This window comes from Aeromonas lusitana, assembly GCF_002812985.1.
GTDB classification, from domain to species: Bacteria; Pseudomonadota; Gammaproteobacteria; order Enterobacterales; family Aeromonadaceae; genus Aeromonas; species Aeromonas lusitana.
This window is the reverse complement of the sequence record NZ_PGCP01000003.1, coordinates 285,044-307,531: the sequence shown is the minus strand read 5'-3', so window position 1 is coordinate 307,531 and position 22,488 is coordinate 285,044. Positions and strand designations below refer to the sequence as shown.

Sequence of the window (22,488 nt, the reverse complement as noted above, 5' to 3'; positions counted from 1 at the left end):
GGCGGGATCTGCAGATCCCCCATGATGCAGGCATGCCCGGCTGCTGACAACCGCTTGAGGGGGAGGAAAACAAACAAGGCACCACCTGGGTGATGCCTTGTTGCATGGGCAGTATCGATTTAGCTCAACTTTTGCCTACGTTGTCTATCACTCGCTTTCCGGCTGGCTCACGAACGCTATCTTGTGCAGCCCCTGCTGGGAGGCCAGTGCCATGACTTTGGCGATGGTGCCGTACTCGACGCTCTTGTCGATGCGCAGCTGGATCTCGGGGATCTCGGGCTTGGCCTCGCTGGCCTTGGTCATCTGGGTGATGAGCGCCGCCTCATCAACCTCCTGGTCGTTCCAGTACAGCTTGCCGGCCCCGTCGATGGAGAGCACCACATCCTCTTGCTTGGGCTGGTTGACCTGGCTGCTGGCCTCGGGCAGATCGAGTTTGACCGCGTTGGTGAGCAGGGGGGCCGTGATCATGAAGACGATCAGCAGCACCAGCATGACGTCGATCATCGGGATCATGTTGATCTCGGAGAGGGGTTGCTCATCCGAGTCGCCGGGCAGTTTGCCAAAGGCCATTACATCTGCCCCTTCTTGACGGTCTCGCTCTTGGCATTCTCGATACCGGACAGCAGGGTCACGTTGGAGGCGCTCTTCTCAAACCCGGTCACCAGCAGGGCAAACAGGTCGTAGGCAAACTCGTCCAGCGCCGCGAGTTTGAGGCGATTGCGGCGCACGAAGAAGTTGTAGATGAGCACGGCCGGCAGGGCGACGGCGAGGCCGAAGCCGGTCATGATGAGGGCTTCCCCCACAGGGCCCGCCACTTTGTCCAGGCTGCTCTGACCCGCGGCGCCTATGGCCAGCAGGGCGTGATAGATACCCCAGACGGTGCCAAACAACCCGACGAAGGGGGCCGCCGAGCCGACGGAGGCGAGCAAGGCCAGCCCGTGCTCGAGGCGGATGCGCTCCATGGTGATGGCCTGGCGCAAAGCGCGCAGCAGGAAGTCATCGGGGGAGCCGAGCTTGAGGGAGACGGCTCGTCCCTGCGCCCTGTCAATCTGGGCAACGGCTGCGAGGGCCGCATGGGTAATTCTGCCGTAGGCCTCCTCGGGGGGCGTATGGGCGAGCTGGCGCTCCATCTCCTGCACGCTCTCATGCTGCCAGAACTGGCTCACGAAGCGGGCGTTCAGTCGCTGCTCGCGCACCCCGAGCCAGAGCTTGAGCAGGGCGTAGTAGCAGGTGGCGAGCGACATCAGCACCAGCAGGATCAGGGGGATGAGGCCCACCCCGGTGTTTTGGCTGAGCAGATGGGCTATGCCCATGGCGTTGGTTTCGACTTCCGGATTCATGGTTAGTTTCCTAGCTTGAAAATGATGGTGACCCCTGCCCAGTCCGCGACCGCGACATTGTTCTGCTTGGCCGGGATGAAACGCCAGCGACTGACCGTCTTGCGGGCAATCATGTCAAGGCGTCGAAAACCGCTGCTGTGCTCGACCTCGACCGATTCTGCCGTGCCTTCTTTGGTGACGCGCACCTTCAACACCACCCGCCCTTGTTCCCCACGTCTGCGCGACTCCTGGGGGTAGGGGGGTTCAGGGTTGTTCAATCTGGCGTCCCGGGCGATGGGGGCGCTGCTGCCCCCGCCAGTGCCGGTCTTCAGGGTCTTGGCCGGTGCACTGCTGCTGCCGCTGCTCTGGCTATTGGGATTAGCCGTGGTCGGGGTTGCGGCCGCAGGCGTTGGGGCCACCGGCTGAGCCTTGGCAACCTGAGTGGGCTGACCACGGGAGCGGGTTTGGGCTTGGGCGGCGCCTTGGGCACCGGCTTGGGAATTGGCTTCTTGGCTACCGGCTTGACTACTTTTTGCGGCACCGGCGCCGGTTTCTTGATAACCGGTGGCTGCGCAGGGGCGGGGGCTGCCGGCTTGGCCGGGGCGTCATCCGTATTCGATTCGCCCGCCCAGCGGGCAGACATGGTAATGGGTTCGGGGGGCTGGATGGGATCAGCGCGCTTGTCGTGCACCCACCACAGGATGGCGAGATGCAGCACAACCGCGGCGAGCAGACAGACGAGCTGAGCCGGGCCAAACGACACATTATTGCGATAGGCTGCCGGCCTCAATGCACTGGCATCCATCACACCTCTTCCTTCCAGCTAGTCATATGCGGTCTCGAACGTCTATGTTGCAGGCGCCGAGAACCGGGCCTTGCCGTCAAGCATGCGCCACCTTGTAGGTGCAAACAAGAAAGATTATCAATCTTGTTTTAATCGAAAGAGCCTCAGTGGTGTCCATATGGCACCCTATCGGGGCGAGCCTGGCTCGGCTGGCACCGTCTCTCGCAATGGACGGACGCGCAGCCGCGCCTGCGGTGCGCAGAGGGAAGCAGGGGCTGATCAAACACAGGGGGATGGCACTGCCCCTGAAAAGAGCGTCGGGGCTGCCAACTGATGGCTGCAGGGGATGGGATCATCGCCAGGGACATGCGTACTCAGCATTTGGCGAGATGGTAGAAATGAAAGCGCTATCAATCACATATAGCCAATGTCGAGGTCGATTCTGGTCACATTTTGCACGCCAAGGGTCATTGGCTGGCCAGTTTGCGCCCTAGACTGGCTGGGCTCATCTGAAGGCGGGACTGTAGCGGATGGGGGAATGCCGGGGCACACCGGCGTCACACACAAAACAATGAAAATAAAGGACTATCAATGGCTAGATGGATTATCGCGGCCGGATTGTTGGGATCGCTCATGGTGTCGCCACACGCGACGGCGGCAGAGTGGTTCTTCCGTGGTACCGCGAATGGATGGGCGGCGACCGCCATGGTCTCGACCGATGGCGTCAATTTTGATACCTGCCAGCTCTTTCAGGGCGGGGACGCCAGCGGCGGACCGCGCTTCAAGATAGACAGATACGGCAACTGGCAGCAGAGCTACCCGGCGGCCGATCGCCTGGTCAATGCCAACACCCACTATCAAATTCGCATCAACGCCGGCACCCAGGCCATCACAGCCACGGCGGTGGATGGCTGCGGGCAGACTGGCTTTGCCAAGAGCTGGCCGCAGTTGCAGGTGCGCGGCACCTTCAACGGCTGGGCTAGCCTGCCCATGACCCTGGTGGCCGATCACCTGTGGCAGGCCGAGGGCTACATGGATGGCAAGGCCAGCCAGCGCCTCAAGTTCGATCAGGCCGGTGACTGGGCCACCAACTACGGTGACAGCAACGCCGATGGGGTGCTGGAGCGCAGCGGCGGCGACATCCTCTGGAGCGGCACCGGCACGGTCCGCTTCCAGGTCAACGACCAGACCCTGGCCTACAGCATCACCCCCCTTGGGGATGACAACCAGCCGCCGCTGGCGGTGATCACCCCGGGGGGCACCGTCAATGTGGCAATCGGTGAGGCGCTCACCTTGAGCGGCAGCGACTCCACGGATGCCGATGGCCAGATAGCCAGTTATCTGTGGAGCAGCGGCGAGACCACCGAGAGTATCGTGGTCAACACCAGCCAGGCGGGCACCTTCACCTATGGCCTGACGGTGACCGACGATCAGGGCGCCAAGGGGAGCAGCAGCGCCAGCGTGGTGGTGGCCGCGCCCCAGAGCGGCGACAAGTGGTACTTCCGCGGCACCCCCAACAACTGGGGCCTGACCGCCATGACCAGTCAGGACGGGGTGAATTTCTGTACCGAGCAGGCCTTTGGCAGCAGCGATCCCCGCTTCAAGGTGGATCACAAGGGGGACTGGACCGAAGCCTACCCGGCCCAGGACTACAAGGTGACCGGCAACACCAGCTACCGCATCTGCTTCGATGCCCAGCGCAAGGCGCTGGACGTGGCGCCGCTTGCCGGTGCCGACACCCAGGCACCGACGGTGAGCGCGAGCCCGGCTCCCGGCAATTATGCCCAGGCGCAATCCATTACTTTGACCGTGAGCGATGACAAGGACAGCGCGCCCAAGCTCTATTTCACCCTGGATGGCAGCACGCCGAGCACCAGCTCAGCTCTCTACAATGGCCAGGGGATCAGCGCCAGCGACAAGGGCAGCGGCGCCGATCTGGTGATCAAAACCCTGGGGGTTGATGCTGCCGGCAATCGCCGTGAGCAGAGTTTCAGCTACTACATAGGCGATCAGGCAGTGGCTGCGGGTGATTTTCGCGGGGAGAGCATCTACTTCCTGCTGACCGCCCGCTTCTATGACGGGGATGCCGGCAACAACTACTACAACCGGGATCGCTACAAGGCGGGGGATCCCCATTGGCGCGGCGACTTCAAGGGGTTGATCGCCAAGCTCGACTACATCAAGGATCTCGGTTTCACCGCCATCTGGGTGACGCCGCCGGTGGAAAACCGCTCCGGCCTCGATTACCACGGCTATCACGCCTACGACTTCTACCGGGTTGACCCTAGGCTGGAGTCGCCGGGGGCGGGTTATCGTGAGTTTATCCAGGCGGCCCACGCCAAGGGGATCAAGGTGATACAGGACGTGGTGATCAACCACTCCAGCCAGTATGGCCTGCGGGGCAAGACCTGGATCGATCACCTGCCCATCAAATACTATGTGCCGGCGGGCTCGAGCCAGGGCCTCATCAACAACGGTCCCTACCAGGGCAACCTCGGGGATTACACCAGCGCGAACCGTTGTGACGATGACAACCCGGCGGCCCCCGACTGGTACAAGGCGCGCTGTCAGTCCGATCCGCAAGGTGTGCAACCCCTGGTGGATCCCAAGACCGGCAGCACGGTACCGAGCGCCGGTTACAACCCCAACCGCTTCTTCGGCATCGACGCCCAGGGGCTGGATCCCGCCTGGTATCACCTTGACGGCTTCATGTCCGGCGGTGACTGGGAGAATCCGCTCTCCCTGCAGCGCAAGCACATGGCGGGGGATTGCATCGATCTCGCCACCGGCAACGCGAACGTCAAGGCCTACATCAACGGCGCCATCCACCAGTACCTCGACATGGGGGTCGACGCCATCCGCATCGATACCCTCAAGCACATAGAGCGCGACGAACTGCTGACTTATGTCCACGACTGGCAGGCCCACAAACCCGGGCTGTTCGTGTTTGGCGAGAACCTGGTGAAGGGCACAGGCTGGGGATCCGAGATCGCCAACGACAACGCCTCCGCGGTGATCCGCCCCTGGTGGTACACCCGCACCACCAGCGATCCGGCCAATCCGCGCGCCGGCGGGGATTCCGGCCTGTCGGTGCTCGACTTCTCCCTCTTCTCCACCTTCCGTGACAACGTCACCAAGGGCAGCTTTGGCGGGGTCGGTGGTATCTTCGGCATGGACTGGGTCTACGGGGATGCCACCAAGCTCATCACCTTCTTCCAGAACCATGACGTGGGGCCGGACAACGACTTCAAGTACCGCTACGGCGGGGAAGAGGGCAATGCGGCCATGACCTACAACCTGCTGTGGACGGCGCGGGGCATCCCGACCCTCTACTACGGGGAGGAGGTGATGTTCCAGGCCGGCAAGCCGCAAGACATCGATGGCGCCACCATGACGGTGGATCAGACCGGCCGCGCCTACTACGGCGACGTGCTGGACAACCCGGCGACCGCCTCCCACCCGCTCTATCAGCACATCAAGCGCCTGAACCAGATCCGCAAGGCGGTGCCCGCTTTGCAAAAGGCGCCCATGAGTCAGGTGAGCGAGTGGGGCAGCGGCATGAGCTTCGTGCGCGATCTCGGCGCCGAGGGCAGCTACGCGGCCGTGGGTCTCGCCGCCAACTCGGCCCAGCAGATAAGCATCAGCGGCGTGAAAAACGGCAGCTACAAGGACGCCGTGACCGGCAGCACGGTCAACGTCAGCAATGGCAGCCTGAGCTTCGCCGTGCCCGCCTACTCGGCGCGGGTCTGGGTGCTGAACGGCCCGGGCAAGATAGGGAGCGATGGCAAGTATTTGAAATGATACGGTTTATAAGCAGCCCGGCATGCCGGGGTCGCAGCTCGCTGCAATGACAGCGAATAGCACTCAGAGTCGGCCCAAGGGCCGACTTTTTTATGTTCGTTTTATACCCGCGTTGGATCCATGCTGCGGATACTCGCGCTACCTGCTACCTGCTACCTGCTACCTGCTACCTGCTACCTGCTACCCGCTGCGATATGCGCGGCATTCCCTGAATCAATGCAGTTCTCCCTGAATACGATAAGAAAAAGGAGACCTTGTGCGCCGTAGGAAGGGCCTTTATGTGCTGCAAGTGATAGCCCCGCTCGCTTGCTAGGGGAGGGATCTTCTGTGCGCCGTCAGGGGAGGATGAACTCCTTGGTTGCCAGGTGCGTTATATGGATTCTTTGCACCGAAGTGGTGCTATCGCACCTTAATGGTGCGCGTCGTGATGCACTCAGATCGGCACCTTGGGCAATAACGGCAGGTCCGAGTGAGGATGCGAATTCTCAAAATCCGGCTGCAGGCCTTGCGCCGCGGGCCTCTTGCCGGTTTCAGGCCCGAGCCGTGACCGAGTTTTAAGCAGCGGCGCACTTGGGCAGTGCAAACATGCTGACTCGCCGGATCCGGGAGTTTTCAGGCAGATATAACGAACTGCTTTTGATGTTCGCATTAGACGTTAACTCTGAATATTTATTGTTTAATGGTCTCTTGTGTTGGTTGGCGCCGTTTTTGCTGCAACTTGTCGGCATCTCGCGGGATGGAAAACGAGTTCCCTCCCAGGTGTGGCTGCCATGCAAGATATTGCGAGCACGCGGCGCCCGTATACGGTCGGGGATCGGCTCACGAAGTCGCGTCATTAGGTTATTCAGGGTCAAAAGGGTCAAATAAGGAGTCATATGGAAGGTGAAATGACCATGTCATCCCCGGCGGGCAAGGGGCTGGCACATACTCTCAAGGACGATGTGTACGGCATGGTGCTCGGCGTCATGTTTATCGCCGTGGGGCTCAATCTGCTCAAATGCTCCGGCATGATCACCGGCGGCATCGCCGGCATCGCGCTGTTGCTCGCCCATGTCAGCAGCCTGCCCATCGGCCTGCTGTTCTTCCTGGCCAACCTGCCGTTTCTGGTGTTCAGCTACTTCACCATGGGCCGGGCCTTCATGCTCAAGACCTTGGTGGTCAACCTGGCGCTCTCGGCCGCGACCCAGGGGGTGCCACTGCTGCTGACGGTGAGCTACATTCACCCCTTGTTTTCCGCCCTGGTGGGGGGCACCTTCCTCGGCATGGGGGTCTTGTCTCTCGCGCGCCACAATGCTTCGGTCGGGGGCGTCGGCGTGGTCACGCTCTGGCTGCAACGGCGCGCCGGTATCAACGCGGGCAAGAGCCAGATGCTGCTGGATGTGCTGGTGTTCGTCCTCTCCTTGCTGACCCTGCCACTCTCCTTGCTGCTTTGGTCTACCCTGAGCGCGCTCGCCATGAACGCCATGCTGATGAACTGGCACAAGCCAGGCCGCTATCAGGGCAACTGAGGCCGCCCCGGCGTCCCGGGCGGGCAGGGGAATTGTTAAAAAATACCCTGGCGAGGGCTTGGTGGCTAAAAAGGCCCCAACGGCAAAAAAGATCATCTTGTCCCACAAAAAGACATGGTTACGCCTGAATTTATTAGTTTTTTGCCCCGTTGGTCCCGTTAAATCGGGCTACGCCATAAAAAATTCAAAAAACTTCTTTACCAGTGACCAAAGCATGAGTAAAATTTGTCGGCAATATTTTACACCCCCACTTCCACAACGGTGAGATATTGCCATGCTCAGGATTGCCAAAGAAGCGCTGACCTTCGACGATGTATTGTTGGTTCCAGCCCACTCCACTGTTCTTCCGAATACCGCCGACCTGCGCACCAAGCTCACGTCTGCTATCTCCCTGAATATTCCGATGATTTCCGCTGCCATGGACACAGTGACCGAAGCCCGTCTGGCTATCGCACTGGCCCAGGAAGGCGGCATTGGTTTTATTCACAAGAACATGTCCATCGAGCAACAGGCCTTCGAAGTGCGCAAGGTCAAGAAGTACGAGAGCGGCGTCGTCTCTGACCCCGTCACCGTGCGTCCCGACATGACCATCGCCCAGATCAAGGAGCTGAGCCTCAAGAATGGCTTCGCCGGCTACCCCGTCGTCACCGACGGCAATGTGCTGGTGGGTATCATTACCGGCCGTGATGTGCGCTTCGTGATCGATCTCTCCCAGACCGTCGAACAAGTCATGACCCAGAAGGATCGTCTGGTCACAGTGCGTGAAGGTGCTCCTCGTGAAGAGGTGGTTGCTCTGATGCAAAAGCACCGTATCGAGAAGGTGCTGGTGGTCAACGCCGACTTCAAGTTGAAGGGCATGATCACTGTCAAAGACTTCCAAAAAGCCGAGCGCAAGCCCAACGCCTGTAAAGACGACAAGGGTCGCCTGCGGGTCGGTGCCGCCGTCGGTGCCGGTGCCGGCAACGAGGAGCGCGTCGCCGCCCTGGTCGAGGCCGGTGTGGACGTGCTGCTGATTGACTCCTCCCATGGCCACTCCCAGGGCGTGCTGGATCGCATCAAGGCCACTCGCGAAGCCTATCCGGATCTTCAAATCATCGGTGGCAACGTGGCTACCGGCTCCGGCGCCCTGGCGCTGGTGGAAGCGGGCGTCAACGCCGTCAAGGTCGGTATCGGCCCTGGCTCCATCTGTACTACCCGCATCGTGACCGGTGTCGGCGTGCCCCAGATCACCGCCATCTCCGACGCAGTCGATGCCCTGGAAGGCACCGGCATCCCTGTCATTGCCGATGGCGGCATCCGTTTCTCAGGGGATCTCGCCAAGGCCATCGCCGCCGGCGCTAGCTGCGTCATGGTCGGCTCCATGTTCGCCGGTACCGAAGAGGCACCGGGTGAAATCGAGCTCTACCAGGGCCGCTCCTTCAAGTCCTACCGCGGCATGGGCTCCTTGGGCGCCATGTCCAAGGGCTCAAGCGATCGCTACTTCCAGACTGACAACGCCGCCGACAAGCTGGTGCCGGAAGGGATCGAAGGGCGCGTACCGTACAAGGGCCGCCTCAAAGAGATCATTCACCAGCAGATGGGCGGCCTGCGCTCCTCCATGGGGCTGACCGGCAGCGCCACCATAGACGACATGCGCACCAAGGCCGAGTTCGTGCGCATCTCGGGCGCCGGGATGAAAGAGTCCCACGTCCACGATGTGACCATTACCAAAGAAGCCCCCAACTATCGGATGGGCTGATAAAACGGGGCTGCGGCCCCGTTTCTCCACCCTTTTTTAGCCCCCACGCTTTTTGTGACAACATCAGCCTGAAGCAGGAATAAAATGACTAAAAATATTCACGCTCACCGTATCCTGATCCTGGATTTTGGTTCCCAGTACACCCAGCTTATCGCCCGCCGCGTTCGTGAAATCGGCGTCTACTGCGAGCTGTGGGCCTGGGACGTGACCGAAGAGCAGATCCGCGACTTCAATCCGAACGGCATCATCCTCTCCGGCGGCCCGGAATCCGTGACCGAGGCCGGCAGCCCCCGCGCCCCCGAGTATGTGTTCAACGCCGGCGTGCCGGTATTCGGCATCTGCTACGGCATGCAGACCATGGCCGAGCAGCTCGGCGGCAAGGTGCAATCCTCCACCGAACGTGAATTTGGTTATGCCCAGGTCGAAGTGCTGGGTCAGTCCGGCCAGGCCAGCGCCTTGCTGCGCAACATCGAAGACGCCATCGCCCCGAACGGCCACGCCCTGCTGGACGTCTGGATGAGCCACGGCGACAAGGTCACCACAATCCCGGCCGGCTTCACCACCATAGCTCAGACCGCGACCTGCCCCCACGCCGCCATGGCCTGTGAAGAGAAGAAATTCTACGGCGTGCAGTTCCATCCGGAAGTGACCCACACCCGTCAGGGCGCCCGTCTGCTGGAGCACTTCGTCAAGGACATCTGCGGCTGCGAGTGCCTGTGGACCCCGGCTACCATCATCGACGACGCCGTCGCCCGCATCCGCGAGCAGGTGGGTGAGGATGAGGTGATCCTGGGCCTCTCCGGCGGCGTGGATTCTTCCGTTGTTGCCATGCTGGTGCACCGCGCCATCGGCGATCGCCTGACTTGCGTGTTCGTGGACAACGGCCTGCTGCGCCTGAACGAAGGCACCCAGGTGATGGAGATGTTCGGTGACCACTTCGGTCTGAAGATCGTCAAGGTCGACGCCGAGGAGCGCTTCCTGTCTGCTCTGGCGGGTATCGACGAGCCGGAAGCCAAGCGCAAGACTATCGGTCGCGTCTTCGTGGAAGTGTTCGACGATGAAGCCAAGAAGCTCAAGAATGCCAAGTGGCTGGCTCAGGGTACCATCTACCCGGATGTCATCGAATCCGCCGCCAGCGCCACCGGCAAGGCCCATGTCATCAAGTCTCACCACAACGTCGGCGGCCTGCCGGAAGAGATGAAGATGGGTCTGGTCGAGCCCTTGCGCGAGCTGTTCAAGGACGAGGTGCGCCGCGTCGGCCTGGAGCTGGGTCTGCCCTACGACATGCTCTACCGTCATCCGTTCCCGGGCCCGGGTCTGGGCGTACGCGTCCTTGGCGAAGTGAGGAAAGAGTACTGCGATCTGCTGCGCAAAGCCGATGCGGTCTTCATCGAAGAGCTGCGCAAGGCCGATCTCTACAACCAGGTCAGTCAGGCGTTCGCCGTCTTCCTGCCGGTGCGCTCCGTCGGTGTCATGGGCGACGGTCGCAAGTATGACTGGGTCATTGCCCTGCGCGCCGTCGAGACCATCGACTTCATGACCGCTCACTGGGCTCACCTGCCGTACGACTTCCTCGGTCACGTCTCGAATCGCATCATCAACGAGATCAACGGCATCTCCCGCGTGGTGTACGACGTCTCCGGCAAGCCGCCCGCAACCATCGAATGGGAATAAGGGTTAACCCCTTTTCCTGCCGATAACGCAAAACTGTCAAAAAGACGCCCTTGAGGCGTCTTTTCTTTTATCAATCGTTTGCGTTCCAATCTGCTTTTCTTGAGTACCTTTTGTGCCCACTTGCCACTGTCATTTCTGACAGTGGGTATCTTATTGATTTGTTTGTTATCAGAACTAGGCTCATTCATGCCAATTGAGACCGATGCTGTGAGGCGCCGGTCGTGGCAAGAGGGGAGTGTGGTGTCAGCACGCGTTCATGCCAGCTGCAGGCCATAGCGCCGATCTTCGGCATCTCCCCCGGTGGAGTCCGGAAACCACTTGAATCAACGGGGCGGATCCCGAACAGCCATATGAGTAGGGCAAGTAATTACGGAGGGTTTGTTATGTCAGAACAAGCAGTGCTTGTTGGCGGATGGACGGCATATCACAAGTTGACCGCAAAAGATCAGGCGGTATTCGATGCAGCGCTGAAAGGATTTGTGGGGGTGCAGTATAAGCCCTTCGAAGTTTCCACCCAGGTGGTGGCCGGTACCAATTACCGCTTCAAATGCAAGAGCACTGTGCCGCTGCCCAACCCGATCCACGGGGAAGCCGTGGTGCAGATCTTCCAGTCCCTGGATGGTTCAGCCCATATCACCTCCATCACCCCTATCTGATCCGGTAGCGAGATGAGTTTGGGAGGGTGTGAAGTCATTGATCGGCTAGCCTCAAAACCTCACCAATGAAAAAGACGCCGAGCGGCGTCTTTTCTTTTTTAAATCGAATACAGTCTGCTCCACCGACTGTTGCGCTTCGTATGGATACACAAACAAGGACATGGATGATGAGAGAGACTTCCTGCGCCCTCGCGGCGTGGCTGCCCACCCAACCTCCCCGCCCGGGGCATCTGCGCGCCGATCTGGATACCTGGCGGCAGCAGTTCTTTCGGGCGCTGCCCGACGCGCGGTGCCTCGAGGCCCTGTTCGATCGGGCCCCGGACATTGTCTTCTCCATCAAGGACAGAGCCGGCCGTTATGTGAGCATCAGCGAGGCCTGTACTGAGCGCTGTGGCCTGGCAAGCCGGCATGACGCCATCGGCAAGACGGCTCACGAGATCTTCCCGCTTCACATGGCAACCCGCTACCAGGCCCAGGACGAGCGCCTGTTTGGCACCGGTGAGCCCGTAGTGGACAATCTCGATCTGACCCTGTTTAACGACCGCAGCCCCGGCTGGTGTCTGACCAACAAGGAGCCGCTGCGCGATGCCAGTGGCGCCATTGTCGGCCTGGTATGCATGTCACGCGATCTGCACGAGCCGAGCCGGGCCGGCTTCATCGACGATCGCTTCGTCGAGGCGGTCGACCACATCCTCACCCATTATTCCGCCCCCTTGCGTATTGAATCGCTGGCGAGGCGAGCCGGGGTATCAGTCGCCCAGTTTGAGCGGCGCATGAAGCGGATCTTCCAGCTCTCCGCCGGCCAGTTCATCACCAAGACGCGCATCGACATCGCGATCAACTGGCTAAAGGGCAGCGATATGGCCATCGCCGACATCGCATTGCGGTGCGGTTTTTGCGATCAGAGCGCCCTGTCGCGGCAGTTTCGAGCCCTGACAGGCCTGTCTCCACGCCAGTACCGGCAGTTGCTGCGCCGGGAGAAGTGACGCGCCGCCGGTGCGGCGCGTCGTACCCACCTATTGAGCCAACCCCACGCTGAGGCTCAGATCCCGGTAGGGTGCACCGGCGTCCACCGCTATGTGGTAGTAGGTGCCGCCCTCGGGGGCCTGGATGGTGATTGTCTCGTCGTTACCGCCATTGACCGAGCCCTGATCGTAGCTGTCCCGGTTCGGCCAGCCTTGGTGCATGATATAGAGGTTGGCGTCGCCACTGCCGCCTCGGGTCTGCACCGTCAGCCGGGTCGTCCCCTGGGGTACGAAGACGTAGAAGTAGCGGATGTCGTCCGACGCGATACCGGTGCGGGCACAGGTCGCGTCGATGAGCTGATCGTCGGGATAGCCGCAGTCCGGCTCGGGCGGTTGGCCGGCCGTGGTGGCCGTCTGCACCCAGGCGGCGAAGCCGTCGTCATAGGTCAGCCCCTGCATGGTCGACCAGTAGCCGTCATAGTCGTCGGCGCGAAATTGGGTCACGGTCTCGTCCACCCTGTCCCTGTGGTGTTCGAACATGTAGCGCACCGCCATATAGCCCCAGCGGTAGGCGCGGGCCCCATAGTCGTTCATGTCATAGGTGTTGCCGAAGATGGTCGACAGGGGATAGGAGCCGGCCCGGGCTGCCTCGATCGCCTTGGCGTTGTCGTTGCCAAGGGACAGATACTCGGCCAGACCTTCTATCCACCAGACGGTGGGCTGGCTGATGGCACGGGCGAAGTCGCCAGCCATGTTGAAACGGCCATCCAGATAGTGCACATACTCGTGCTCCAGGTTCCACACAGAGAACCGGGGGCGCAGCCAGGAAGCCTCATGGGCGATGAAGCGCGCCTGGTTGCCGGGTTGGCCGGGATCCCCTTCCAGATACATGCCGCCGTTGTCGGTGGCGATGCCATAGATGACGCCAGCATAGCGGTTGTAGTTGGTGTAGTCGTCGAACACCACCACCTCCAGCGCGTCGTTGACGTCGCCCGGCAGTGGCCGGTTCTGGCTCTTCAGCATGCGGTGGAAGTATTGCTCCTCGTTGGCCAAGGCTGTGCAGCTCTCGGTCAGTTGCTGCTCTGTCATATCCTGGGCTCGGATGCGCAGGGTTGGCCCGCACTCGTGGCGGATCGGCAGCACGATGTCGGCCAGCCGCTGCTCGAAGTCACAGGTGCCGTACTCGGCGCAGCGGGCATTGTCATAGTATTTCACGGCACTGGCGGCCGCGAGCCAGAGATCGGCGCCGGGACCATCCAGACTGCTCTTTGCCAGGATCTGCTCGATCCTGGCCCGCGACGCGGCGAAGTGGGCAGGATACTGCATGTAGCGCAGGGCCTCGTTCAGGCTGTCGGTGAGCTGGTAGGCATAGTTGGTGCCGAGCAGGGCGGCCTGGTTGCCCTGCACGAAGGCGAACAGGGCCTCGGCGTAGCTGCCGTCTCGCTCGGCCAGGGCACGCCCCTCAGCACGGTAGTGGGACATGAACAGGACGGTCAGCAGGCCGGTGTAACCCGACCCCACCTCCCAGCGCTTGAGGGCATCGGCGGCATCCGGCTGTCCGTCTCGATTGGTGAAGCGGGCGATGAGGGGCTTGAGGCGCGGCAAGTAATAGGCCTCATCCTGGAGATTGGTCATCAGGGTGAAGCTCTCTCCGATCGTGCTGCCCGCGTCTGGATTGGGGATGAACAGGGCCGGGTTGTCCAGCAGCCGATCGAGGCCGACCCGGATCGCGTCGCGCACCGTGAGTGGGGGCTCCGGATAGAGATCGCGGGCGATGGCATTGTAGTAGCCGGCGCGCAGATAGAGCACCAGATTGGCGAGGCCACGGCCGCTGCCCTGATAGTCGGCGGCGCGCGCCTGCAACCGTCTGGCCACCGCCAGCAGGTTGGCGGTGTCATAGATGCGGGCGCCGTCGTCCGCCGTGAGAGAGAAGAGGCCATAGGTGCACGGCACCTCGGGCAGACCCTCCAGGTAGTCGGCCAGTGCAGCACCGGATTTGTCGAGGAAGCCGGCCGGATCGCGACAATCCTCCCCCTCGGTCAGCAGGCTCTGGGCCTGGGCGCGCCAGTCGGGCTCCCGGTCGCGCTGGGCGTGGGGATCTTGCGTCAGCTCGGGGGCGGCGGGCGGGGGCAGCAGACGGTGCAGCCGCGGCGCCGGCAGGGTAGCGAGGGACTGGCCGTGCTCGGCGCCGGCCAGGTCTGCCGGCACCATGGCGGGCGAGGGCAGGGAGACGGGGGCCTCGGTGGCGGCCAGGGCGCTGGCCCAGCCCGCCAACAACAGACATGTCAGGGGTTTTAGTACAAGCATTGGACTCTCCATGGTTGGGGTAGATGCCCGTGCCGGTGTAGTCACGCTGCTGGCGCCTCCCTGCGCCGGTCCGGGACACCTAATGTGGCAGAGAGTCCCCCCGCCCGTATTGGCATATCCCTGCGCCTTGACGGCGCAATTTGCCAAAAACGCTTCGCCCGGACATGCCTTCGCCACCTGGTGTGGGCAGGTAGTACCCCATCATAGGGATCCGCAGATGCGGGAAGATTTGGGCCCCCCTCACCATCAGGAAATAACATGGACAGGCATTGTTAATTATTGCGCGACCAAACCAAGGCAACATGAGGGGCGATCTGCGCTCCGACTCTTCTGATGCCTCCCCTTTACATCGACGAACACTTGTCCGGTGATGCTTGATGGTCTGCGACCTAGTAACCAACAGCCCTGTTGTTCCCATAACAGGCCGCGCCTTAAGCGCAGTGCTCATTCATATCTCGCCGCTTCCCAGGCGTGTATCGCCTGTTTGCGGGTCTCGCCCCAGTGATAACCACCGAGCTTGCCGCTTTGCTGGATGACGCGATGGCAGGGGATGACGAAGGCAATTGGGTTGGCGCCCACCGCCAGCCCCACGGCGCGGGCGGCCTTGGGGTTGCCGATGGCGCTCGCCACCTGGGCGTAACTCACCACCCTGGCCGGCGGGATCTGTAGCAGCGCCCGCCAGACGCTGATCTGGAAGTTGGTGCCGCTCACGTGCAAGGAGATGGGGCGATCCGGCTTCTTGCTGCCATCAAACATGGTGTTGATGACCTCCTGGGTGCGTGATGGCGCCTCCCTCAGCTCTGCCTCTGGCCAGCTGCGGGCGAGGGCGGCTAGCGGCGCGTCCGGGGCCTTGTTATCCAGAAACGAGAAGTTGCACACCCCCCGCGGGGTCAGGGCGACGAACGCCTGGCCGAAGGGGGTGTCATGCACGCCATGCTCGATGACGAGCCCGGCTCCCTGCTGCTTGTACTCACCCGGTGTGACGGCCTCGAGCTGCACGAAGTGATCGTAGAGCCGGGAGCCGCTGCTAAGGCCCAGGGTATCGGCCACCTCCAGCAGGGAGCGCGACTCATGTAGCAGCGACTTGGCCCTCTCCAGGGTCAGCACCTGCAAATAGCGTTTGGGGGTGACCCCGGCCCAGCGGCTGAAGAGCCGCTGGAAGTGAAAGGGGCTCAAGTGAACGTGGGCCGCTATCTCCTCCAGGCTGGGCTGGCGCTCCACCCGGCTTGCGATAAAGGTGATGGCATCGGCGATGCGGGCATAGTCTGACATAAAGTGCTCTCACGTTAGGGGGCGCAGCTTCAGGTGTGGCAAATTCGGGTGCGACAATGTCATGTACGACAGATAGATACCCCACCATCGGCCAACAGGGCAATGCCGGTGGTAAAGCTCGATGCATCGGACGCGAGATAGAGGGCCGAGCAGGCTATCTCCTCCGGTCGAGCCAGCCGTTTGAGGGCATGGAGGTTTTGCACAAAGGCCAGACTCTCCGGGGTATTGGTAAAGGCCCGCCCCATGGGGGTATCCGTGCCCCCCGGCAGCAGGGCGTTGACCCGAACCCCCTGCGCCCCATACTCGGCAGCCAGCACCTGGGTCAGGCCTATCAGCCCGGCTTTGCTCGCGGCATAGGCCGCCATGCCGGGCAGTCCCAGGGTATGGCCGACGAAGGTGGAGGTAAAGATAAGGGAGCCGCCGCCACGGGCCAGCATGGCGGGGATCTGGTACTTGGCCCCCATAAAGGCGCTGGTGAGATTGGTATCCAGGGTCTCTTGCCACTGTGTGAGCTCCTGCTCCTGCAAGCTGCCCGGCGTCCCTGTGGTGCCTGCGTTGTTGAAGGCGATATCCAGTCCCCCGAAGCATTCAACCGCGAGCTCCACCAGGGCCCTGGCATAGGCTTCGTTTTTGACATCCCCCGCGAGGCTTATTGCCTGGCCGCCGCCGTGGCGGATCTCCTCTACCAGCAGGTCCAGCTCAGGCTGGCGGCGTGCTCCGACGATAACCTTGCCCCCTTCCTGGGCAAACAGGAGGGCGCTGGCACGGCCTATGCCGGAGCTGGCACCCGTGATGATGGCGACTTTATCTGACAACATGGGCATGGCGGATCCCTCGGGTTGGTTGGCGCAGTTTGCGCGCTATTTTGGGTCTGTTCGAACCCACTATGGCGACAAACCGGGGCCGGAGCGACCCGGATCTTGCTCTCTTTACCTGTGTTACCAACCCCCTTGGGCACCGCGTTCGGCGGCGATATGGCACCCATCTGCAACAAAACAGGCGAACTCTGGCGCCAGTTCTTTATAATGCCCCTCCTTTAATGACTGCCGGGCCTGCCCGGCGGTGCAGATGGCCTGTTTCACCACGACTGACGGCAGGCCGCCCCGATAGAGACATTGCCATGCATACCCTGGAACAGCTGCGCGCTGGTGAGTTGAACGGTGCTCGTCACCTCAAACTCTCTGAAAACCTGGCGGTTTTCCCCCTCGAAATCTTTAGCCTCAAAGAGACACTGGAGGTGCTGGATCTCACCGGCAATCAGCTGAGCTCGCTGCCGGACGAGCTGGCCGAGTGCACGAAACTGCGCATCATCTTCTGCTCCGAGAACCGCTTCACCGAACTGCCCGAGGTGCTGGGGAACTGCCCCGCGCTCACCATGGTGGGCTTCAAGGCCAACCGGATCGAAGTGGTATCTCCCAAGGCGCTGCCCGCGAGGCTGCGCTGGCTGATCCTGACCGACAACGCCATCGAGCGCCTGCCTGATGAGCTGGGTCAGTGTACCTCCCTGCAAAAGCTGATGTTGGCGGGCAACCGCTTGACCGAGTTGCCCGCGAGCCTCGCCCACTGCCAGCGTCTCGAGCTGCTGCGCATCGCCGCGAACCGGCTTACGGCATTCCCCGCCTGGCTGCTTGCCTTGCCGCGCCTCGCCTGGCTCGCCTATGCGGGCAATCCCTTCGCCGACGGCTGGGAGCCCAAGAGGGCAACTTCGGTCGCCGATATCCCCTGGCAGGAACTCGAAGTGGGCGATTTGCTGGGGCAGGGGGCATCCGGTGCCATTCACCGTGCGATCTGGCACTCCGCAGCGGGTCAGCCAGTGGAGTTGGCCCTCAAGTTGTTCAAGGGCGCCGTGACCAGTGACGGCCTGCCGGCGGCCGAGATGAGGGCCGCCCTGGCGGCGGGTCAGCATGCGGCGCTCATCGGGGTGATGGGGCGGGTCGGCGATCACCCCTCGGGGATCCCGGCGCTCGGAATGATCCTGATCAGCCCTCACATGCAGAACCTGGCGGGACCGCCGAGCCTTGATTCTTGCACCCGGGATATCTATCCCGAGGGGCTCGTGCTCTCGCTGCCGGCCGCGCTTGCCATGGCCACAGAAGTCGCCTCGGCCGCTGCCCATCTGCACCGGTTGGGGGTGATGCACGGGGATCTCTATGGCCACAACCTGCTCCACGATGGGGAGGGGGACGTGCTGCTCGGGGACTTTGGCGCCGCCTCCTGTTACCCCCTGGCAGATTCTGTGCTGGCCGCCGGCTTGGAGCGGCTGGAGGTGCGCGCCTTCGGTTGCCTGCTGGAAGAGCTGCTGGCCCTGTGCCCGGTGCAAGTGGCCCAGAGCGAGGCGCTTGACCGACTGGCGAACGAATGCCAGCGCCCGGAGGCGGCCCTGCGGCCGAGCTTTGCCGAGATCCATGCCCGGCTTGGTCAGATCCAGCCACTGTTGAGGGCCGAGATGGCACCACTGCTGACATAAACGGCTGCGGGTGATAAGTCCTGCAGATAAAGCGTTGCAAGGTGGCGAGTGAGTAGTCAAATTCACCTGTAAAATGGATGTAAGTGCACATTTAATGCTGCTGGCGATTGCCCGATGAAATGGGCAGGCCAGGGTCGACAAGGCTTGCGCCGCCCCGGTGAAGTTGTGATATTGATGCATCATTGCAGGTGACGAGAGGGACAGGATGGAAGCGGCGTTTTGGCATCAGAAGTGGGAAGAGAACCGGATAGGCTTCCATCAAGCGGACGTCAACCCCTGGCTGCCGGTCGGCTGGTCCGCCGGGCGAGGGGAGGACACAGTGCTGGTGCCCCTGTGCGGCAAGTCCAGCGACATGCTCTGGCTGAGCGGCCAGGGTCATCCCGTCGATGGCTTCGAGCTCTCCGAGCTCGCCATCGAGCAGTTTTTCAGTGAAAACCGGCTGGCTGAGACGGTGACCGAGATCGGTCCCTACCGCTGCTATCAGCATGAGAGCCTGCGCATCCATCAGGGGGATTTCTTCGCGGCCCCCGCCCTTGGGCGCGAGTACCGGCTGGCCTATGACAGGGCGGCCCTCATCGCGCTGCCGACCGCCATGCGCCGCCAATACGCCGAGCTGATGAGCCGCCTGATGGCGCCGGCGGGACAGATCCTGCTGGTGACCCTGGAGTATCAACCGGAGCAGCAGAAGCAGCCGCCGTTCTCGGTGGGGGAGATGGAGGTGCGCCATCTGTTCGAGCGGGACTTTGCGGTGGAAGTATTGGGGCGGGCGAGCGAGCAGGAGCACCCCAGGGTGCAGAGCGGTCAGCTCTCCTACTTTGACGAGGTTGCCTACCGACTGACGCGGCGCAGCTAGGACTCCCCATTGGTGAGGAGCGTGAGACTCTTTTTACCTCCTTTGACATAGATCAACGTGATGGACGAAGAGGCTGTCTAAGATGAGCCTGTTTCTCAATCACTGTTGGTCTCGGCCGGTGTGCTCTGGTTGTTATCACTAGGCCCGACATCAGCTCAGTGTCTGATTTTCACGCTCATGTTCACTTTTGGCGGCTCAGGTCGCAATTGATAATGGTTTTTCCAGCCGACCCCCAGGGGTCGGCTTTTTATTGTCTGCGGCGTGGTGAAAAGAGGAGATCAGGCCTCGAAGGTGGCGGCGGCGAGGCGAAACGCCTTGGGATCGTCGATGAACTGGCCGGTGATCCGCTCGTCGTGCTCGTGGCCCTGGCCATAGCTGCAGAGGATCAACCGGTCCGAGGTGCGTGAGCGCAGCTGGGTGATAAAGCGCACCAGATCGGCGCGACTGAGGTTCCCCACCTCCTCGCACACCCGTTCCCGCTGATCAAAGCCGAGATCCTTGTTGCCTATGCTGACCCAGAGCCGCTGACCGCGGCTGCGCAGGTTGGCGTCCCGCTCGCTGAGCTGGGCCTGCAGGCCGGCCTTGCTGTCCTGCCACTGCTGCTCGGTGAACTCCAGCATGGCCAGCGGGAAGAGATCGATAAACTCCTCCACCGCATCCAGCAAGATCTGCGGCCCCGCCACCGGCGACTGGATATAGAAGATGAGGCCCGGGTGGCGATTGAGGGGCAGGTTGCCGGCCCCCACCACGTAGCCGAGTTGCTGGCGGGTGCGCAGCTCGTGGAAGAAGGTGGAGGACATGATGTGGTTGGCCAGGGTGAAGCAGGCGAGATCCCGCGCCCGCACGGTGCGGGACTGGTAGTAGACCAGGAGCGCCGAGTCTTCGTGCTCGCAGCCCTGCTCGCGAATGAGGGTGCCCCTGTCCTGAATGGAGATGAGGGGGCGGCGCGTCTCGGCGCTGGGCTGACTGTTGTCGCCGAGATGGCGCTCCAGCAGGGCCGCGAGCTCGAGCGCCTCGGTCACATCCCAGTCCCCGTGCACCAGGGTCTCCACGTGCACGTTGGCAAACAGCTGGGCGACGAACTCGGGCATCTCGCCAAGCTCTATGGTTCTGAGGTGGCGCAGCAGCTGCTCGAACGGCGGGTTGTTGGGCTGCAGCAGGCTGGTGAGCTGGTTGAACAGCTGGGAGATGGGACGCGTCTTGGACTGGTTCTCCCAGTTGCGGATGAGCTGCTCCTTGATTTCGCTGAAGCGGGCCGGATCCGGGTAGCCCAGGGTGCGGTTGCTCAAAATCATGTCGAGCAACAAGGGCTGCTTGTCGGCAAAGCCGCTCATGTTGATGGTAAAGCCCCCCTGGTGGGCATAGATCTGGTAGCCGAGCCCGGCCAGCTCAGCCGGGTAGGTGAGGGCGTTGAGGTGATCCGTGAGCAGCTCCACCGCGAGGCGCGCCATGGCGATGTGGCGCGGGCTGCGCACCGCATGCTCGCTGTCGATGGAGATATAGAGGTTGCCCTTGGGCACCCCGAACAGGTGCTCATGCAGGTGCCAGAGCCGAAAGCCCGGTCTGTCCACCAGGCAGGCGGGCATGTCGGCGGGCAGGGCTGGGGTGCGTGCGTCCAGCCGGGTGCTGATAAAGGGGTTGGGCTGCGGCAGGTGCAACCCAGGGGCCGGCTCGCTCTGTTGCCAGCGGATCTTCTGCGCCTCGGTGATGGGGCTGACGCTGTAGGGGGTCTGATACCAGCGGGCGAGGCGATCCGTGCTCACCTCGGGGGCCTGAATGGTCATGCGCAGGTTGTGGGGGGTGAGCTTGGCGAGGAAGCGGCGGATCAGCGCCTCGTCATATTCGCGCATCATGTAATCCCCGTAGAGCAGATCTTGCGGAGCATAGCTGAACAGGTTCAGCACCAGACCGGAGGCGGTGTCCAGCGCCCGGCCCCGCTCCTGGAAGCGGAAGGCGGATTCCAGCACGCTGCGCTTCTCGTCGTAGCGCCAGGCCTGCAGGCCGTCGCGCTCGATGAGTTTTAGGTAGCCAAACAGCGCCTCGATGATCTCGTTCACGTGCTCGAGTCCGAGGGGGGTGAGACCGAAGCTGATACCAAAGTCCTTGAAATTGGCACCGCTGATGCCGCCACCGGCGGCGAGCTGGTTGACCCAGCCCTTGCCCTTGAGCAGGGAGAGCAGGCTGCCGTCCCCTTCGTAGCCGATGAGGTGGCTCAGGAAGGTGAGGGGCTTCTTGTCGTAATAGGCGTCCACGCTCGGTAGGGGGAAGGTCAGCGCCAGCTTGCGGGTCTCCTTGACCGGCTTTATCTGGATACGGATACCGAGATCGTCGAGGCGATAGAGGGGCTCCGAGAGGGTGGGGGTGCCCAGGTTGCGATTCAGGATGGGACCGAAGAAGCGATCACACCAGCCGAGCTGGGTCTCGATGGATTCCGGGGAGATCATCACCAGCCCCATGCGATCCGCGCTGTAGTGTTGCTCGTAGAAAGCAACGAGGTCGGATCTCAGATCCCGGCCGGGCAAGTCGGCCAGGGTGTCCAGGTTGCCCACCGAAAACTTGGAGAAGGGGTGGGCCGGATTGACGGTCTCTTTATGTACCTGATAGCTGCGGCGCACATCGTCTTGCAGCTTGAGGCGATATTCGGAGTCGACCGCGTTGCGCTCCTTGTCGACCCATTCCGGGGCGAAGGTGGGGCAGATGAAGAACTGGGAGAAGCGATCGAGCCCGGCTTCGAAGAAGCCGTTGTCGATATCGAAGAAGAAGTTGGTGAATTCGGTGCCGGTCCAGGCGTTGTTGCTGCCGCCGTGACGGCTCATGAACTGTTGATATTCACCGGGCTTGGGATAAGTCTGAGTACCTAGAAACAGCATATGCTCAAGGAAGTGAGCCATGCCTTGCCGATCGACCGGATCGTCGAAGTGGCCCGTGTTGACCGCCAGGGAGGCGGCGGACTTGTCGGTATCGGGATCGCAGACAAGCAGGATCCTGAGCCGGTTTGCCAGCTCCAGATAGTGATACCGCCTATGGTCGTTGGGACTGGCATGTGGGCTCATGTAGGCTGACTCGCGGTGAATTTATTTGAATTTAATCGTGATTATCGGCCCCGCTATCTTGTGAGGCAAACCCTTTTCTGAGAGGTAGCGC

Annotated in this window: 15 protein-coding genes; 8 read left to right on the top strand and 7 right to left on the bottom strand. The window is 62.0% G+C overall.

Going from position 1 to position 22,488, the window contains the following annotated elements:
- Positions 1-147 precede the first annotated feature (147 nt).
- The 3 genes from CUC44_RS02890 to CUC44_RS21425 are packed head-to-tail and all read right to left on the bottom strand — an operon-like array spanning position 148 to position 1,738.
- The gene (locus CUC44_RS02890) at positions 148-570 is read right to left on the bottom strand and encodes an ExbD/TolR family protein (RefSeq protein WP_100858489.1); all 423 of its coding nucleotides are present in this window, start codon (positions 568-570) and stop codon (positions 148-150) included.
- Positions 570-1,340, bottom strand: coding sequence for a MotA/TolQ/ExbB proton channel family protein (locus tag CUC44_RS02885; protein WP_100858488.1), 771 nt, complete (start codon positions 1,338-1,340; stop codon positions 570-572). Before CUC44_RS02885 ends, CUC44_RS02890 begins: the two co-directional genes overlap by 1 nt.
- Positions 1,341-1,342: 2 nt before the next feature.
- Positions 1,343-1,738: an energy transducer TonB gene (locus CUC44_RS21425; protein WP_341866435.1), complete on the bottom strand. Its 396-nt coding sequence runs from the start codon at positions 1,736-1,738 to the stop codon at positions 1,343-1,345.
- Positions 1,739-2,694: 956 nt separating this feature from the next.
- Here CUC44_RS21425 and CUC44_RS02875 point away from each other — a divergent pair.
- From CUC44_RS02875 to CUC44_RS02850, 6 genes are all read left to right on the top strand, one after another.
- Positions 2,695-5,904: an alpha-amylase family glycosyl hydrolase gene (locus CUC44_RS02875; protein WP_244166704.1), complete on the top strand. Its 3,210-nt coding sequence runs from the start codon at positions 2,695-2,697 to the stop codon at positions 5,902-5,904.
- A gap of 887 nt (positions 5,905-6,791) precedes the next feature.
- On the top strand, positions 6,792-7,412 hold the full coding sequence (locus CUC44_RS02870) for a YitT family protein (RefSeq protein ID WP_244166703.1): 621 nt from the start codon (positions 6,792-6,794) through the stop codon (positions 7,410-7,412).
- A gap of 274 nt (positions 7,413-7,686) precedes the next feature.
- Positions 7,687-9,150 (top strand): IMP dehydrogenase, encoded by a 1,464-nt coding sequence (gene guaB / locus CUC44_RS02865; protein WP_100858485.1) that lies wholly within the window; start codon positions 7,687-7,689, stop codon positions 9,148-9,150.
- 84 nt (positions 9,151-9,234) lie between these two features.
- Complete coding sequence (gene guaA / locus CUC44_RS02860; protein WP_100858484.1) at positions 9,235-10,824, top strand: glutamine-hydrolyzing GMP synthase; 1,590 nt, start codon at positions 9,235-9,237, stop codon at positions 10,822-10,824.
- 383 nt (positions 10,825-11,207) lie between these two features.
- On the top strand, positions 11,208-11,480 hold the full coding sequence (locus tag CUC44_RS02855) for a hypothetical protein (RefSeq protein ID WP_100858483.1): 273 nt from the start codon (positions 11,208-11,210) through the stop codon (positions 11,478-11,480).
- 167 nt (positions 11,481-11,647) lie between these two features.
- Complete coding sequence (locus CUC44_RS02850) at positions 11,648-12,466, top strand: AraC family transcriptional regulator (protein WP_100858482.1); 819 nt, start codon at positions 11,648-11,650, stop codon at positions 12,464-12,466.
- 30 nt (positions 12,467-12,496) lie between these two features.
- Here the strand turns inward: CUC44_RS02850 and CUC44_RS02845 are convergent, their stop codons facing one another.
- The 3 genes from CUC44_RS02845 to CUC44_RS02835 all read right to left on the bottom strand — a co-directional run bounded on the left by CUC44_RS02845 (position 12,497) and on the right by CUC44_RS02835 (position 16,848).
- On the bottom strand, positions 12,497-14,752 hold the full coding sequence (locus CUC44_RS02845; RefSeq protein WP_167388755.1) for a M9 family metallopeptidase: 2,256 nt from the start codon (positions 14,750-14,752) through the stop codon (positions 12,497-12,499).
- Positions 14,753-15,196: 444 nt separating this feature from the next.
- Positions 15,197-16,024 (bottom strand): methylated-DNA--[protein]-cysteine S-methyltransferase, encoded by an 828-nt coding sequence (locus tag CUC44_RS02840; protein ID WP_100858480.1) that lies wholly within the window; start codon positions 16,022-16,024, stop codon positions 15,197-15,199.
- Between the two features lie 59 nt (positions 16,025-16,083).
- A complete protein-coding gene (locus CUC44_RS02835) occupies positions 16,084-16,848 on the bottom strand; it encodes an SDR family oxidoreductase (RefSeq protein WP_100858479.1) in 765 nt (254 codons plus the stop codon).
- Between the two features lie 296 nt (positions 16,849-17,144).
- Between CUC44_RS02835 and CUC44_RS02830 the strand changes: the two genes are divergently transcribed.
- Entirely contained in the window at positions 17,145-18,491 is a 1,347-nt protein-coding gene (locus CUC44_RS02830; RefSeq protein WP_100858478.1) for a leucine-rich repeat-containing protein kinase family protein, read from the top strand.
- Between the two features lie 205 nt (positions 18,492-18,696).
- Positions 18,697-19,344: a thiopurine S-methyltransferase gene (locus tag CUC44_RS02825; RefSeq protein ID WP_100858477.1), complete on the top strand. Its 648-nt coding sequence runs from the start codon at positions 18,697-18,699 to the stop codon at positions 19,342-19,344.
- Between the two features lie 278 nt (positions 19,345-19,622).
- Here the strand turns inward: CUC44_RS02825 and CUC44_RS02820 are convergent, their stop codons facing one another.
- The gene (locus CUC44_RS02820; RefSeq protein WP_100858476.1) at positions 19,623-22,397 is read right to left on the bottom strand and encodes an insulinase family protein; all 2,775 of its coding nucleotides are present in this window, start codon (positions 22,395-22,397) and stop codon (positions 19,623-19,625) included.
- Positions 22,398-22,488 lie beyond the last annotated feature (91 nt).